At 38.7% G+C, this 14,126-nt stretch carries 14 protein-coding genes; 7 read left to right on the plus strand and 7 right to left on the minus strand.

Features of this window, described 5'->3' with window-relative positions:
- The first annotated feature begins 633 nt into the window (after positions 1–633).
- Entirely contained in the window at positions 634–3,093 is a 2,460-nt protein-coding gene (locus AB4153_RS03030) for an EAL domain-containing protein (protein ID WP_371996332.1), read from the plus strand.
- 97 nt (positions 3,094–3,190) lie between these two features.
- On the opposite strand, the gene AB4153_RS03035 is transcribed toward AB4153_RS03030, so the two are convergent.
- Together AB4153_RS03035 and AB4153_RS03040 are read right to left on the minus strand one after the other, a co-directional pair.
- Entirely contained in the window at positions 3,191–3,541 is a 351-nt protein-coding gene (locus AB4153_RS03035; RefSeq protein ID WP_371996333.1) for a hypothetical protein, read from the minus strand.
- An 11-nt stretch (positions 3,542–3,552) separates the two neighbouring features.
- A complete protein-coding gene (locus AB4153_RS03040; RefSeq protein ID WP_102529451.1) occupies positions 3,553–3,813 on the minus strand; it encodes a hypothetical protein in 261 nt (86 codons plus the stop codon).
- Between the two features lie 261 nt (positions 3,814–4,074).
- Between AB4153_RS03040 and AB4153_RS03045 the strand changes: the two genes are divergently transcribed.
- The 4 genes from AB4153_RS03045 (at position 4,075) to AB4153_RS03060 (ending at position 8,474) form a co-directional block, all read left to right on the plus strand.
- A complete protein-coding gene (locus AB4153_RS03045) occupies positions 4,075–5,556 on the plus strand; it encodes an ATP-binding protein (RefSeq protein WP_371996334.1) in 1,482 nt (493 codons plus the stop codon).
- Positions 5,557–5,567: 11 nt separating this feature from the next.
- Entirely contained in the window at positions 5,568–6,266 is a 699-nt protein-coding gene (locus tag AB4153_RS03050) for a response regulator (protein WP_371996335.1), read from the plus strand.
- Between the two features lie 197 nt (positions 6,267–6,463).
- The gene (locus tag AB4153_RS03055; protein WP_371996337.1) at positions 6,464–7,333 is read left to right on the plus strand and encodes a 6-carboxytetrahydropterin synthase; all 870 of its coding nucleotides are present in this window, start codon (positions 6,464–6,466) and stop codon (positions 7,331–7,333) included.
- 325 nt (positions 7,334–7,658) lie between these two features.
- Positions 7,659–8,474 carry a M23 family metallopeptidase gene (locus tag AB4153_RS03060; protein WP_371996442.1) on the plus strand — a complete coding sequence of 272 codons (816 nt, stop codon included), beginning with the start codon at positions 7,659–7,661 and terminating at the stop codon, positions 8,472–8,474.
- Between the two features lie 145 nt (positions 8,475–8,619).
- Here the strand turns inward: AB4153_RS03060 and AB4153_RS03065 are convergent, their stop codons facing one another.
- Together AB4153_RS03065 and AB4153_RS03070 are read right to left on the minus strand one after the other, a co-directional pair.
- On the minus strand, positions 8,620–9,180 hold the full coding sequence (locus tag AB4153_RS03065) for a VOC family protein (RefSeq protein ID WP_371996338.1): 561 nt from the start codon (positions 9,178–9,180) through the stop codon (positions 8,620–8,622).
- 134 nt (positions 9,181–9,314) lie between these two features.
- Positions 9,315–9,821 carry a murein L,D-transpeptidase family protein gene (locus tag AB4153_RS03070; RefSeq protein WP_102529456.1) on the minus strand — a complete coding sequence of 169 codons (507 nt, stop codon included), beginning with the start codon at positions 9,819–9,821 and terminating at the stop codon, positions 9,315–9,317.
- A 194-nt stretch (positions 9,822–10,015) separates the two neighbouring features.
- On the opposite strand from AB4153_RS03070, the gene AB4153_RS03075 reads away from it, so the two are divergent.
- A complete protein-coding gene (locus AB4153_RS03075) occupies positions 10,016–10,864 on the plus strand; it encodes an ion transporter (protein WP_229369097.1) in 849 nt (282 codons plus the stop codon).
- Positions 10,861–12,369 (plus strand): MATE family efflux transporter, encoded by a 1,509-nt coding sequence (locus tag AB4153_RS03080; protein WP_102529458.1) that lies wholly within the window; start codon positions 10,861–10,863, stop codon positions 12,367–12,369. Before AB4153_RS03075 ends, AB4153_RS03080 begins: the two co-directional genes overlap by 4 nt.
- Positions 12,370–12,500: 131 nt before the next feature.
- Here the strand turns inward: AB4153_RS03080 and AB4153_RS03085 are convergent, their stop codons facing one another.
- The 3 genes from AB4153_RS03085 to AB4153_RS03095 form a co-directional block, all read right to left on the minus strand.
- A complete protein-coding gene (locus tag AB4153_RS03085) occupies positions 12,501–12,722 on the minus strand; it encodes a DUF2986 domain-containing protein (protein WP_303513993.1) in 222 nt (73 codons plus the stop codon).
- A 199-nt stretch (positions 12,723–12,921) separates the two neighbouring features.
- Complete coding sequence (locus AB4153_RS03090) at positions 12,922–13,377, minus strand: hypothetical protein (protein ID WP_229369095.1); 456 nt, start codon at positions 13,375–13,377, stop codon at positions 12,922–12,924.
- A 171-nt stretch (positions 13,378–13,548) separates the two neighbouring features.
- On the minus strand, positions 13,549–13,905 hold the full coding sequence (locus tag AB4153_RS03095; protein ID WP_102529460.1) for a glutathione S-transferase N-terminal domain-containing protein: 357 nt from the start codon (positions 13,903–13,905) through the stop codon (positions 13,549–13,551).
- Between the last annotated feature and the right edge of the window lie 221 nt (positions 13,906–14,126).

A 14,126-nucleotide genomic window follows, 5' to 3' on the forward strand; every position in this document is an offset into this window, starting at 1 on the left:
AATTTCTCTTAATTGAGAGCTGTAAGCCCGTTACTCAGGTAACGGGCTTTTTTGTGTTTGGAATTTGAGTCAATGAGTTAGTAGCTAAAGCTAACTGATAGTGTGGTCGATATGCCCATGTGCCCTTACAAGGATAGTAAAAATAGGTCATTGCCAAACGCTTAATTGAGAGCTGACAGCCAATTAATGATGTAACGGCTTTTTGTCTTCAATTTTGAGTGATTCAGAGCGTGTGTTCACAAAATAATGCTTCAATTAAAATCGATTGCCTACCTTGATTTGAATAAGGTTTCGTTTAATCTGTGAATTTTAAGATCTGCAAAATAAATAGTTAATTGAATTTGATATTTTTATTTCAATAAATAAGTGTATTGAGTCGCTTTATTCATTTACTAAAACAACAAGAAAAGATTCAAGTTTTATACTGAACGCAGATTTATAGCAAGCCCGTGATGTTACCCTTTGGTTAAGGTTGGTCGGTTGTTGTTGGGTGTTGTTTTGAAAATGTAGCATGTTATTTAATTGTAAATTGATCTAGTCGGCATATACAGTATTTGATTATTCAATTTATCTATTTTGGTTATATAATCTTACATCTGGTTACTGCCTATGCGGTAGGGATAAGCTTTTACAATGCAAAATATGATGAATTTGATATCACAACGTTGGCAATACAACATCGATTTAACTGCTGAAGCGTTAAATACGAATATCTATATCTACTCATTGAATGAAGCTGGTGAGCTTGGATTATCATTAAGTTCTAAAAATCAACAATCGACTCCAGATCCTAATCTTCAAGCGCTTATATTCGATCATGTTAACCAAGCTTATACTTCCCAAAAGCAGCTGCTAGTTGTCCAGTTTGTTTATGGGCAGCACGCATATTACTTCCGATTAAAAGTCATTACAGGCTCTCACCATCGTCCTATCGGTTATTTAGTTATAGAGCTTAACTCTGAAACACCAAAAGCTTCTGATGATGCATTTCTATCCTTGTGTGTCGAAAACATATCCCTTGTTTACGCTGAAGAAACAAGTCGAGTTCTCCATGCTCCTGAGTCAATCAACTTACAAAACTTTATCAATTCTTTTCAAGAGCATATTTGGGTTAAGAACTTACAAGGGCAATATGTTATATGTAATGAAAGTGTAGGCCTAGGGTGGAATAAATCACGTTCAGAGATCATTGGCAAAAACGATGAACAATTATTTGATTCTGCAACGGCCAAAAGTTTTAAACAAGGTGACAGCCAAGCTATATCAGCGAAGGAACCCATTGTTGTAGCAGAATGCGAACGTATCGATCAGCATAATAACCGTCATTGGTTAGAAACGATTAAAGCACCGTTAATGGATGGTTGTGATGACTTAGTCGGCGTTATTGGCATTACACGTAATATTGGTCGGCATAAAGAAGCGCAGACACAATTGATGCTAGCTGAAAGCGTATTTGAAAATACTGTTGAAGGTGTACTGGTTACTGATAGAGACGGTAATATCACTGAAGTTAATGCCGCTTTCAGTAAAATAACCGGCTTTAGTCGAGAAGAGGCCATTGGTCAAAATCCACGAATTTTGAACTCAGGCAAACATGATGATTTATTCTTTTCACAAATGTGGAATACCTTATTAGTTAAAGGTAAATGGCATGGCGAGATTTTCAATAAACGCAAGTCAGGAGAAGTGTTCCCTCAGTCAGTGACTATTAACGCTGTATATAGTCAGAAAGATCAAATTAACTTTTTTGTTGCGGTTTTTACTGATATATCTGCGCAAAAACGAAATGAAGAAATGTTGGTCAATTTATCTTATTACGACAGCTTAACTCAACTCCCCAATAGAGTATTATTTCGTTCTAACTTGCAACAACAAGTAGAAAGGGCCTTTAAGCAACAGACGCAACTGGCGGTCGTATTTTTCGATATTGATTTCTTTAAGCATATAAACGACAGCCTTGGTCATGATGTGGGTGATCAATTATTGGTTGAAGTAGGTAAAAGGTTATCTGAGCTTAGCTGTGAACAATGCATTGTTGGTCGATTAAGCAGTGATGAGTTTGTTCTCTTGCTGACAGATATTGCCCAAAATGAAATGGTAACGAACCATATCAATAAGATTAAGACCTTGATAGAGCAGCCCTTCAAGTTTGATGATAATCCTTCTATACGAGTAACACTAAGTATGGGGGTTTCGGTCTTTCCTCATGACTCTTTAAACAGTGAACATTTACTGCAAAACACTGATACAGCCTTGCATATGGCTAAGCAAAGTGGCCGTAATAACATCACTTTTTATGACTCAACAATGACGATGAACTCTGCTGAGCATTTCAAAATCCAAAGTGCATTACATGAAGCTATTCAAGATAACCAATTTCATTTGGTCTATCAGCCGAAACTATCATTAGTCACAGGAAAATTAGTGGGGTTAGAGTCTCTTATTCGTTGGCAGCACCCTGAGTATGGTTTAATTTCACCTGCTGAGTTTATTCCAATTGCTGAGAAAACTGGGCTAATTCATGAAATTGGATTACAAGTATTAACTATGGCTTGTAAACAAGGCGTTAATTGGCTTAACGCTGGCTATCGTTTTGGCCATTTAGCGGTGAATGTCGCGAGTTTACAGTTTCAGCGCACAAGTTTTATCGATAATGTTGAACGAATATTATCTGAAACCGGCTTTCCGGCTGATTTACTAGAATTAGAGATGACCGAAAGCTGCATGATGTATGAACCTGATAGAGTAATATCAGATTTAAAACGCTTAGGTAACCTTGGGATTCAATTATCCGTAGATGATTTTGGTACGGGATACTCATCATTAAATTATCTTAAGAAGTTACCGATCAATGTACTTAAAATTGATCAGTCCTTTGTGTCAGATATTCCATTTGACAGTAATAATACTGCCATTGCTAAAGCAATAATTGTACTTGGGCATGCGCTAAAGTTAACTGTCATAGCTGAAGGGGTAGAAACAAAAGAACAGGCGGCCTTTTTACTGGAAAATGGCTGTGACCAAGCTCAAGGGTATTATTTTAGCAAACCACAGTCTGCGAAAGCTCTCACTTCACAATTACCTTTATTATAACGTTGTACTTAACCCTATCTTTTTAAAAGCGGTAATTTATATATTACCGCTTTTTCATGGGTAAAATTTTATTGAACAAACCTACAACAATCCTGCATTAAGCGTAGGTGTCGATACCTACGCTTTCTTGTTGATCAGATTGAGAACTAATTTGGACGAGTGTTTCCAAAAATACACTGCCAATATCTTTGGCAGATAAATCCTCAGTCAATGGTTTTAGTTCATCTAATGCATTTTTTAATTCAACTTGTTGCTCTTTCGTCAGAGAACTTAGCATGTCTGAAACTTGCGTTTGTTCATCTTCTGATAATGTTGCTACAGCAGGTTCAAGACCTGGTGGAGTTGAGCCAGGTGGCGGTGGAGGCGAGCCTTTCGGTTTGTCTGCTGCGCTTATATCGAACTGATTCGTAGAGCTTGAGATATTGAGTGAACTCGTATTAATTTGCATGTTAGCCTCTATTATCTTTTTTGACGTTGAGGTGGCTTATGATCCTCTGGGACTGCCACAAGTTGGTCATCCATCATTTGGCATGTCGCTGATATTTCATCTCCTTTAGGAGTGGTGATGTTTACCACGTCATTTTCTGTTTTATCTTCACAGAGGGTATAAGCTTCTTGAGGCGGTTTTCTCTTTTGCCTTTGTTGTTCTTGAGCCAATAAAGCGCTAGAAAAACCAATGCTGGTAATGAGAACTGAGCTGATAACAAGTAATTTTTTCATGTAAGTTCCTATTTATTGATGAATCTAGGTATTTCTTATTGATGAATCTAGTTTTTGGGTGAGTTTTACCATACCAAGTAAATATGCAGGAAATGTGCAGAAACGAAGGAGATTGTAATTAGCTTGTTTAACGAACTAGTGAGAACAAGAACAGATAGATATACTCAGTTAACATGTAAATTGCGAACCAATATTATCACCATGAGAATAATGGCTTGTTCATAAATTTTATTTTTATATCTAAACCTTGGTAAAACCTGAATGAAAATTTCTCAGAAGTTATTTTTAGCCTTTGTCGGCCTGACGAGTGTGGTGCTTATTGCAACCTTATCTCTTGCTCGATGGGGTTTTGATCAAGGTTTTATAAGCTATACCAACTCCTTACAACAAGAAAGGTTAGAAGAGCTCGCTGTTTCATATTCTGAGCTTTATCAACAATCAGCTTATGATTGGAACAATGTTTCGAAAAAAAAGTTTGCGCAAATTATTCGTCAGTTTACGCCATTACATGGACCGTTTGAGGGGGCTGAACGAAAAGGTCCCCCGCCAAGACCTAAACATAAGCCTCCTAGGTTTGATGGACCTCCACCACATTTGACTGGTGAAGCTAGAGGTGAGCTACCGCCTCATTTAAGAGACTCAAATCAAACAGTGCCGCCTAAACGACGCAGGCCTGTTACTGCATTGTATTCAATTTCAGGACAGTTATTGGCCGGCGATAAGTTTGATATTCTCGGTTCAACCATTTCTGTTGACGTCACATATAATGACCAAGTCATAGCCATGCTATACACAAAGGCGGTTGTCAAAGTAAACAGTATTTCGGCAGAAGCATTTTCTAAGCAACAGCTCTGGACAAGTATTTGGATAGGTTTGTTGTGCTTGATTCTGGCCAGTTTAATTTCTTGGGTGCTAGCACGTTTGCTACTTATTCCCGTTCGTGAAGTCGTTAACGGGATTTCTCATTTATCGAAAGGAAATTATAATGAGCGCTTCAAAGCAGCTAGAGAGGATGAATTAGGGTTGTTAATGAATGATATTGATCATTTAGCCATGACCTTAGATAAAAACCGTACGGCAAAAAATAGATGGTTTGCTGATATCTCCCATGAGCTTCGCACCCCACTGAGTATTCTATGTGGTGAAATTGATGCGATAAAAGCCGGCATAAGACCTTTTAATCAGCAACAACTGACTTCACTTGAGCAAGAGGTGATGCGGATTAAGCATTTAGTGGATGATTTATATCAATTATCACTATCCGATGTTGGCGGGCTTAAATATCATTTTGAACCCACCGATATTACACTATGTATTGCAGAAACCTTGAACTCATTAGCTGATAAAGTGTCAGATAAAGGGTTATCGCTTAACTTTGTTCATACAAAAACTATCACAATCAATGGCGATAAAATGCGCCTTCAACAACTTTTATACAATGTTATATTAAATTCAGTGGCTTACACCGATAGCCCTGGCAGTATAAATATTGATTTGATTGTAGAGTTAGGCTCACTATCAATATTAATCAATGACACCAAGCCCGGTGTGCCACTCGACGAGTGTGAATTGTTATTTGATGCATTACATCGACAAGACAGTTCAAGAGTCAGACGAAGTAATGGTGCAGGGTTAGGGTTAACCATTTGCCGTAATATTGTAGAAGCCCATAACGGCCACATCACTGCAAGGCCTTCGAACCTAGGCGGTCTTTGTATTGAAATTTCCTTACCCACTTTATAAGAGTCATATTAATGATGAATGTAAGTCATCCAAAGATGAAAGTGTTGATTGTTGAAGATGAACCTAAAATTGCACAGATATTAGTTGATTTCCTGACACTGGAAGGCTTTGATACCCAGGTTTTACACGATGGACTCAACGCAGTTGAAACAATCAAGCAAGGTAACATTGATTTCGTCATACTGGATCTCATGCTGCCATATAAAAATGGACTGACGATTTGTAAAGAAGTGCGACAATTTTCAAGTATTCCACTGCTGATGCTGACTGCAAGAGTTGAAGAAATCGATCGTCTTATTGGTTTAGAAGTAGGGGCAGACGATTACGTATGTAAACCGTTTTCTGCAAGAGAGGTGGTCGCTAGAGTTAAAACCATTTTGCGACGAGTCGATGCAGCGCCTCAAACAAACGAAGATGAAATTGCTTATAAGCATCTGCTAATTAATATTCAACGCTTTAAGTGTAGCGTGTCTAGTATTGAGGTTGATTTAACCCCTGTTGAGTTTAGATTACTGCATACAATGCTTAAACGTCCCGGTGTTGTTCACTCAAGAGATAGCTTGATGCAAGTCTGCTATATTGACGATCGCGTTGTCAGCTCACGCACTATAGACAGCCATATTAAAAATTTACGTTCTAAATTAACGCTAAATAATACCCAAGTTAATTTACTTCAATCTATTTACGGAGTGGGTTATAAATTTGAATAACTTTACTTTATAGGTTTTGTTAGGCAGTTATTAAGCCTAACAATATTCAATATTTAGGCTTTTTTTGTAAACTCAGTTTGTTTTCTCGCACCTAGGCTAGCTTTTGTTTAGAATAGCCATGAATTATTACTCCCCTTAGCCATCGCTATTTGGGAAAAGTTAACTGAGGCGGACTGTTTTTCTGCCTAGGAGCCTTAATGCAACTGTTTGTAAAAGATTTAACCGTTATCGATTTTTCTTACTTATGTCCAATTCGTGGCATGGTAGGTGAAAGCTGGATTGTAGATGTACTACTTGATGGCGGCTTAGATGAGCAAAACATGGTTCTTGATTTTTCCAAGGTCAAAAAAACCATCAAAAATACCATTGATGATGTTGCCGATCACCGTTTACTCATTCCTACCGCTTGCGGCGAAGTTCGCTGGCAGCAAAAGGGCGATCGTGTTTGGATGGACTTTTCAAGCAAACTTGGTGATATCCATTTAGCTTGCCCATCTGAAGCATTTGCACTTATCCCAACTGAAGTAATTGACTTTGAAAGTGTTAATTCATTTTTGATTAAAGCATTACGTGAAGCTTTACCTGATAATGTTGAAGGGATTAGCTTAACATTACGTAATGAAGTATTAGACACGCCTTACTATCACTACACTCATGGTTTACGTAAACATGATGGCAATTGTCAACGGATTGCACATGGACATAGAAGCCCGATCACCGTATTTGAAAATGGCATTGCTGCGCCTAAATGGGACCAGTACTGGGCTGATAGATGGCAAGATATTTATTTAGGTAGCGAAGAAGATGTAGTTGATGTCGCGACGCTTGAGTTATCTAAACAAGCGGATGTTAATGACAATAGTCATTATGGATTTCATTACCAAGCCCCACAAGGGGATTTTCAATTAGCGATGCCAAGAGACTGTTGTGACATTATTCCTCATGACACTACGGTAGAACTATTAGCGCAGTTCATTGCTGAAACAATGGCGCACAAAAACCCAAGTTCTGAATTCAAAGTTATTGCATTCGAAGGCATAGGTAAAGGTGCGATAGCGGTAAAATGAATGTGTGAGCAATGAGTGTCATATAGAGACTCATTGCCTTTTCTTTTAATCTGTTAATCTTCTGAGCAGTAACTCCTTTTTTTTCCTTCTAATTATCCATCATTTGTCTATTAGCATTCTCAACTGTCATTTTTCTTTTGGCATTTATCTTTAGTTATTTATTTTTCGTTATATACCTGTACTCATTTATCTGTGTTGATACAAATTTGAATAAATTACCACAACCCCTTAGTATTAAAAGATAATTTGAGTGTCTCTAAATTCATGGTTCTTAAGGTACATAATGGCTGCTAAATTTTTAATCCGTGTCGGGGTAACATCGTTGATGGGACTGATATCGTTCGCTTTTACTGCACAAGCTGAAATCAATTTACAAGGTAAATTCGAGCAAGGTGCGTTGGTAAGGGGTCATGTTCCAGCAGGAAGCACGGTCAAACTTAATGGTGAAGATGTTGCTATTACGGCAAAAGGCGAATTTGCCATTGGTTTCGAGCGTGAAGCTAAAGCAGAGCAAATGCTTGAAGTCGTTTACCCAAGCGGGTTAACCGAGCTAAAACCGCTTAATATAGCGACCAAAGAATATAAAATTGATCGGGTTACTGGGATCAGTAAAAAGATAATGAAACCCAATCCCGCAGCGCAAGAAAGAGCCGCAAAAGATGCTAAACAAACTCGTGCAGCAAGAAATACCTTTAGTGAGCAAACTGCATTTATGCAAGACTTCATCTGGCCAGTGACCGGTCGGATATCTGGCGTTTATGGCAGCCAGCGTGTGTACAACGGAAAACCTGGTAACCCGCATTATGGCGTTGATGTTGCCCGCCCAACGGGTACAGTAGTGGTTTCACCAGCCGATGGTGTTATCACCCTAGCTGAACCTGATATGTTTTATTCTGGTGGCACTGTGATTATTGACCATGGCTATGGGATAAATTCAACTTTTCTTCACCTAAGTAAAATCTATGCAAAAGTTGGTGATGTGGTTAAGCAAGGACAAGAACTCGCTGAAATTGGTGCAACAGGGCGCGTAACTGGGCCACATTTAGACTGGCGCTTGAATTGGTATCAAATGCGCTTAGACCCTGTAACCGTCGTTCCACCGATGAAAGAAGTACTTGCAGCAGAGAAAGTTGCTCAATAAATTTGATTCGAGGTACTGACAAGTAATGTATAAAGATGTTGCTTGGTGTCTGGTTACTACTTATTAAAAAGAATGGGTTCAATTTATTATTGAACCCATTTTTTATGTCTAATAGATTATTGCCATAAGCATTGCCATGAGATGATTAATCTTGCTCACTGGCAATAATGGCTTCAATCGAATGAGTATGGACTTTGACGCAAATCCCATTTGATTTAAAAGCAATAGTTGGATTGGCAAGGCGCTCATTGTCACCTTTGGGAGAGCTTAATTTAACCTTGATATCGGTATTACCAGCGAGGATTTCTGCAAGGTTTGGTGCTTTTTCTAAGAGTTGTTGTTGTAAGTCTTCACAATTTTCCGCATTCGACGGAAATACCAGTTCAACATGTTCCCAGCCTTCTTGTGGATACACTTTATCAGAAGGATATGGCAGCTCGACGCAATAAATTTCTAAGCCATTGAGCATCAGGGGCTTAGTCAATTTGATGATTAAAATAGGGCGGCCATTAATCATATTATTGGAAATGACTTGACCATATTTTTCAAATTCTTGGCTGAGTTTATTCGCAGCATCATTGCTATTTACACGAAGTGCGCAATGATCGCACTCTAGATTTAAACTATCTAAACCTAAGCGTTGAATAAAGGCGCTGATACGCTGACCAAAATCAGGCCAGCTTTGGGTTAACTGGTCATAGTGCATAATATCCTCTGACACCTAAGGCGTGTTTAAAAATGACTGGCGTTATAGATTTAGAGTTAACTAACATAGGTTAGATCTAAAACAGATTAGAGTTGCAATGGATAATAAATATTACCGAATACAAATGGGATGGGTTAAGGCCAAATCTCAATTGGCGTGCCTTCTTCGATGACTCGCCAAAGTTCATCCATTTCTTTATTTGTTACCGCAATACATCCGTTAGTCCAATTATATTGCTGCGCTTGTTCTGGTGTGAGTGATGAATTCGGGTTTTGACCATGGATCATAATCATTCCACCAGGGCTAACCCCTAAGGCATTGGCACGTAAACGGTCTTCTTCATTCGGGTATGAGATATGAATTGATTTATAAAATGCACTATCAGACTTTTTGTAATCAAGAATATAACGCCCTTGCGGGGTGCGTTGATCGCCTTCTTTCAATTTATGACCTTGTGGCGCATCTCCCATGGCAATTTGGTAGGTTTTAATTTTTTGGCCTTCATGATAAATCGACATGCTGGATTCAGATTTATTCACCACGACTAAATCGACTTTTGAGTTGGCTAATTGGCTGATAGAGGCCTGAGCAAGGGTTGAGCTAAAAATGGCTAGTAAAATAAAGCATTTAACCAAGTACATGAAGTCTCCAAAAAGCTTTTTTATGAATTTGTGGTGTGAGTTTGTATTGTTAATAGTGTTAACATGAGTATCGTTGAATAGGCAATTTATCAGAACAACATATAATTACGATAACAATTTGAAATTTTTTACAGATAATACCGTACTTTTAACATGTATGCGGGATTAAATTTTCAGTCATCTTTGAGTGAACTATGACGTTAGAAGAAAAACAAGATACGCCATTTAAAAAACAAATTAGAACGGTGATATTTGGTACTGAAACCCGTATGGGTCGGTGGTTTGATATTGGCTTAATAATTTGTATATTGCTTAGCGTTTTACTGATTATATTAGACACCATTGACAGCTATCATCAGCAATATGGTCAAGTTATCTATTATGCCGAGTGGGCGTTCACTTGGTTATTTACTATTGAATACTTATTGAGATTGTATGGTTCGGTAAGCCGTTTAGCGTATATGCGAAGTTTTTACGGCATTGTTGATTTACTGTCCATACTTCCGAGCTTTTTAGCGTTAATTTTTCCTGGTGCAAACGTGTCTCTCGCATTCAGAATTTTGCGCTTGTTTAGAGTCTTTAGGGTGCTGAAGTTACTGCGCTATTTAAGCGAAGGTAATTTGTTATTAAAGGCCATGATCCAAGCAAGAAGAAAGGTGTTCATATTTTTCTTCTCTGTAAGCCTGATCATTATGGCGTTAAGTGTCGTAATGTATGTGGTTGAAGGCCCTGCAAATGGTTTTACTTCTATCCCTAAATCAATGTATTGGACTATTGTTACTATCACTACGGTTGGCTACGGTGATATCACGCCTCAAACAAATTTAGGCCAAGCGATTGCGTCGTTAACCATGCTAATTGGTTATTCTATTATTGCGATTCCAACAGGCATTTTAACCGCTGAAATATCTCATGAGATGGTTGTTGAACGTGATTTACGTAAATGTATGAACTGTGGAACCCGCGGTCATAACTTACAAGCATTATATTGTCACCATTGTGGTAGCGAGTTAGAGCAACAAGATTCTGAAGGGAACTCATGACCGAAGCTAAGTTTGTCCAAGGCTCCATTTTACGTCACATATTAGTGATGAGCTCTACAGCGGCTGTAGGTATTTCTGCGTTATTTGTGGTTGATTTACTTGATATCTTTTTCTTAAGTTTATTAGGTGAGCAAGAGCTGGCAGCAGCAGTTGGTTATGCAGGTGCTATTTCATTCTTTACAACCTCTATTGGTATTGGTTTATCGATTGCCCTTGGTGCGCTTGTATCTAGAGCTATAGGCGCTAAAAATATGGTGCTGGCAAAGCGCATGTTACTCAACAGTGCGGTAGTATCTTTGCTCACCAGTGTGGTGGTTGCGGTAACAGTATTTATTTTTATCCCAGAACTTTTGGCACTAATTGGTGCTAATGGCGAAACAGCAATACTGGCAGAAAGTTACCTCAGAATATTAGTCCCTTCATTACCATTTATTTGTCTCGCTATGGCATTAGGCGGTGCACTAAGAGCCATTGGTGATGCCAAGTTATCTATGATGTCGACACTGGCAGGTGGCGGAGTCAATTTAGTACTTGATCCGATATTTATCTTCGCTTTAGGTATGGGTATAGAAGGTGCAGCAATTGCGTCTGTGTTTGCTCGTATTGCGGTATTTATCATTTCTGCTCGTGGGATTGTGGTTAAGCACAATATGCTGGGACAGTTTAATCGCCAGCACTTTGTTGAAGACATTCGAACTATTTTCGCGATTGCATTGCCCGCTATGCTAACGAATGTCGCTACGCCAATCGGTAATGCTGTTGTGACAAAAGCCATTGCGGATTTTGGTGATAGTTATGTAGCGGGTTGGGCGGTATTAGGTCGCTTAATCCCTGTGTGTTTCGGGATGATTTTTGCTTTAAGCGGTGCAGTTGGCCCCATTATTGGTCAAAACTATGGTGCACTCGAATTTGAGCGTGTTAAAGAAAGCCTGACTAAAGCGATTCAGTTTTGTGTTGTGTTTGTACTTGGCGTATCGATTTTATTATTTTCATTGAAACATCAAATTGTCTCAGCATTTGATATGCAAGGTGAAGCGGCGGAGTTGATTTTATTCTTCTGCAAATATATCGCAATTTTCTTTATTTTCAACGGCATTTTATTTGTTGCCAATGCATCATTTAATAATTTAGGTAAAGCTAAGTACTCCACTTTCTTTAATGTGGGTAAAGCCACTATTGGTACCATACCTTTTGTGTATTTTGGTGCTCAAATAGGCGGAGTGTATGGCGTGCTCATTGGCCAAGCTCTAGGATCGATTTTATTTGGTTTAGGTGGTGTTTGGGTTGGTTATCGATTGATAGATAAAATTACCGCAACAGAACATTTTAAAGCGGATGAAAAGCCCGTATCTGAGGATGATGAGATTGAACTGGAAATGAGCCCGACATCTTCACCGCAATCATCTTCATACATTCAGTTAGCTCAGCTCAATGAAGAACCTTTATGTGAAGAGATAGTTCGTGATGGCGATTTAGACAATCCGCTGTCTTCAAAGGATAAATGATTGAAGCCTTAGAGTTTACGACTAAGACGAAAAAGCCCTCGTAGTGCTAGCAGCATTATGAGGGCTTTTTTTAAAGCTAATTCGATGACTAAACGGGTATTTTTATTTAGTACTAGAATTTAGTTTTAGTATTACTTTGCTTCTGAAGTTGGACTTGCTTCTGCTGAAGTGTCAGTGGCTTCACCAGCTTCTGCAGCCAGTTTTTGTTGCTCTTCAAGTTCCATTTGAGCACGTACGGCTTTGGAGATGTAGCCCACTTTAGGATTTTTTTGCGGGTTATCTTTTACAATTTTGTTTTGCTTAGCTTTAGTCCGCTTTGCGGTTTTTTTGATCATCAGCTGTTTTCTGTTCATGGGTCTATCTAACTCGCTTAATTATGCCGTAGGCACTTTAGAACTGTATAAAACATGTAGCCAGTGATTGCCTACATGCTCTTAAAATTGGATTTGGTTAAGTTTAGCTCAAACTGACGGGAGGTTATAGTTAAACCCTTTATTTATCTTGTTGGATGGTCACTTTTAATGGTTTACATGTGATGTTGTGAACCATTGGTTAAAAATTACGACTAAACTTTTTAATATCTTCTTCTGTTGCGCCATCATTACATTCGCCGCGAACTTCGCCTCGGCCTTCACTCACACTGCGGTTAAGCACTATGTATCCATCCTTGCAATAGCCTGTCATATCAATGGTTTTTTGTAGGCCTAAATCCACTTGTCGGCTCCATAGCTCCAATTGTTCTTGGCGGCGTTCTTGCTCAATGGCATAACTGCGGGCATCTTGGCGACGTCGGTTGACTCTTTGCTGGTGGGGCAGAGGATCTTCAATGCCGCGATCTGTCGCTGTAGCGACTTTAGCTTGGTAAGTAAAAAGCTTTATGCCTTCACCTTTAATGGAAGTACTAAATCTATCTTTAAATTGTCCAGCAAAAGCTTCAGGTTCGATGGGTGCAGATGAGCAAGCTGATAACAGCAGAAAACCAACAAATAATACAGAGTACTTTGGCACCAGTAATAATCCTTTATAAAAACTTGGAAGGGAACAATTCATATTAAAACGAAACAGCTTCCAATTGATAGTATTTGAAAGTGATTTAGCAGGATAAACAAGATATCAGCATTTGTGTATCGGCTTTACTGTGATAAAGCCAATACACTCTGTGATGTGCCAGTGATTAAATTAAGCGTATTGCTTAGATAAATAAGCAATGATGTCACTGGATTCGTACATCCATTGAGTTTGGCCATCTTTTTCAATTTTTAAACAAGGCACTTTAAGTTGACCACCTTGTTGTACAAGCTCTTGTTTATTGTTTTCTTGTTTTGCATCAACCGTGACGATGTTTAATCCTTGGCTGCGAATTGCTCGGCGCACTTTTACGCAAAAAGGACAGGCAGCATATTGGTATAAAGCTAACGCTTTGGTTTGCTCATCTATCTTTGCTTGCTCTGTAACAGGGCGTTGATATTTTTTACCTGGGAACAAAAAATTTGCTAATAAGATAATACGGCCAAGAATCCAGCGAATGACAAACATACTACTTCCTTTAAATATCGAATTGAACGATTTAGCCATTAGGGCAATCGGTACTGCAACATTCTACTTAATTTGCAGCGACAGTTTACGTGATGTTGTTCACAGATAATAGTCATCTGTGAACGGAATCGGAGTCGACGTCGTTTTAGTGTTTAACAGTCCCTAATAAGCTGTATAAAAAACAACATAAACATAATTGTTGTGTTCTTAAGTTATGCTCC

This window comes from Shewanella sp. 10N.286.52.E4 (genome assembly GCF_041468785.1).
Classification (GTDB): Bacteria; Pseudomonadota; Gammaproteobacteria; order Enterobacterales; family Shewanellaceae; genus Shewanella; species Shewanella electrodiphila.

Coding starts and splice junctions, on each gene's coding strand:
- AB4153_RS03030 (WP_371996332.1), top strand. CDS start 634: ATGCAAAATATGATGAATTTGATATCACAACGTTGGCAATACAACATC.
- AB4153_RS03035 (WP_371996333.1), bottom strand. CDS start 3,541: ATGCAAATTAATACGAGTTCACTCAATATCTCAAGCTCTACGAATCAG.
- AB4153_RS03040 (WP_102529451.1), bottom strand. CDS start 3,813: ATGAAAAAATTACTTGTTATCAGCTCAGTTCTCATTACCAGCATTGGT.
- AB4153_RS03045 (WP_371996334.1), top strand. CDS start 4,075: ATGAAAATTTCTCAGAAGTTATTTTTAGCCTTTGTCGGCCTGACGAGT.
- AB4153_RS03050 (WP_371996335.1), top strand. CDS start 5,568: ATGATGAATGTAAGTCATCCAAAGATGAAAGTGTTGATTGTTGAAGAT.
- AB4153_RS03055 (WP_371996337.1), top strand. CDS start 6,464: ATGCAACTGTTTGTAAAAGATTTAACCGTTATCGATTTTTCTTACTTA.
- AB4153_RS03060 (WP_371996442.1), top strand. CDS start 7,659: ATGGGACTGATATCGTTCGCTTTTACTGCACAAGCTGAAATCAATTTA.
- AB4153_RS03065 (WP_371996338.1), bottom strand. CDS start 9,180: ATGCACTATGACCAGTTAACCCAAAGCTGGCCTGATTTTGGTCAGCGT.
- AB4153_RS03070 (WP_102529456.1), bottom strand. CDS start 9,821: ATGTACTTGGTTAAATGCTTTATTTTACTAGCCATTTTTAGCTCAACC.
- AB4153_RS03075 (WP_229369097.1), top strand. CDS start 10,016: ATGACGTTAGAAGAAAAACAAGATACGCCATTTAAAAAACAAATTAGA.
- AB4153_RS03080 (WP_102529458.1), top strand. CDS start 10,861: ATGACCGAAGCTAAGTTTGTCCAAGGCTCCATTTTACGTCACATATTA.
- AB4153_RS03085 (WP_303513993.1), bottom strand. CDS start 12,722: ATGAACAGAAAACAGCTGATGATCAAAAAAACCGCAAAGCGGACTAAA.
- AB4153_RS03095 (WP_102529460.1), bottom strand. CDS start 13,905: ATGTTTGTCATTCGCTGGATTCTTGGCCGTATTATCTTATTAGCAAAT.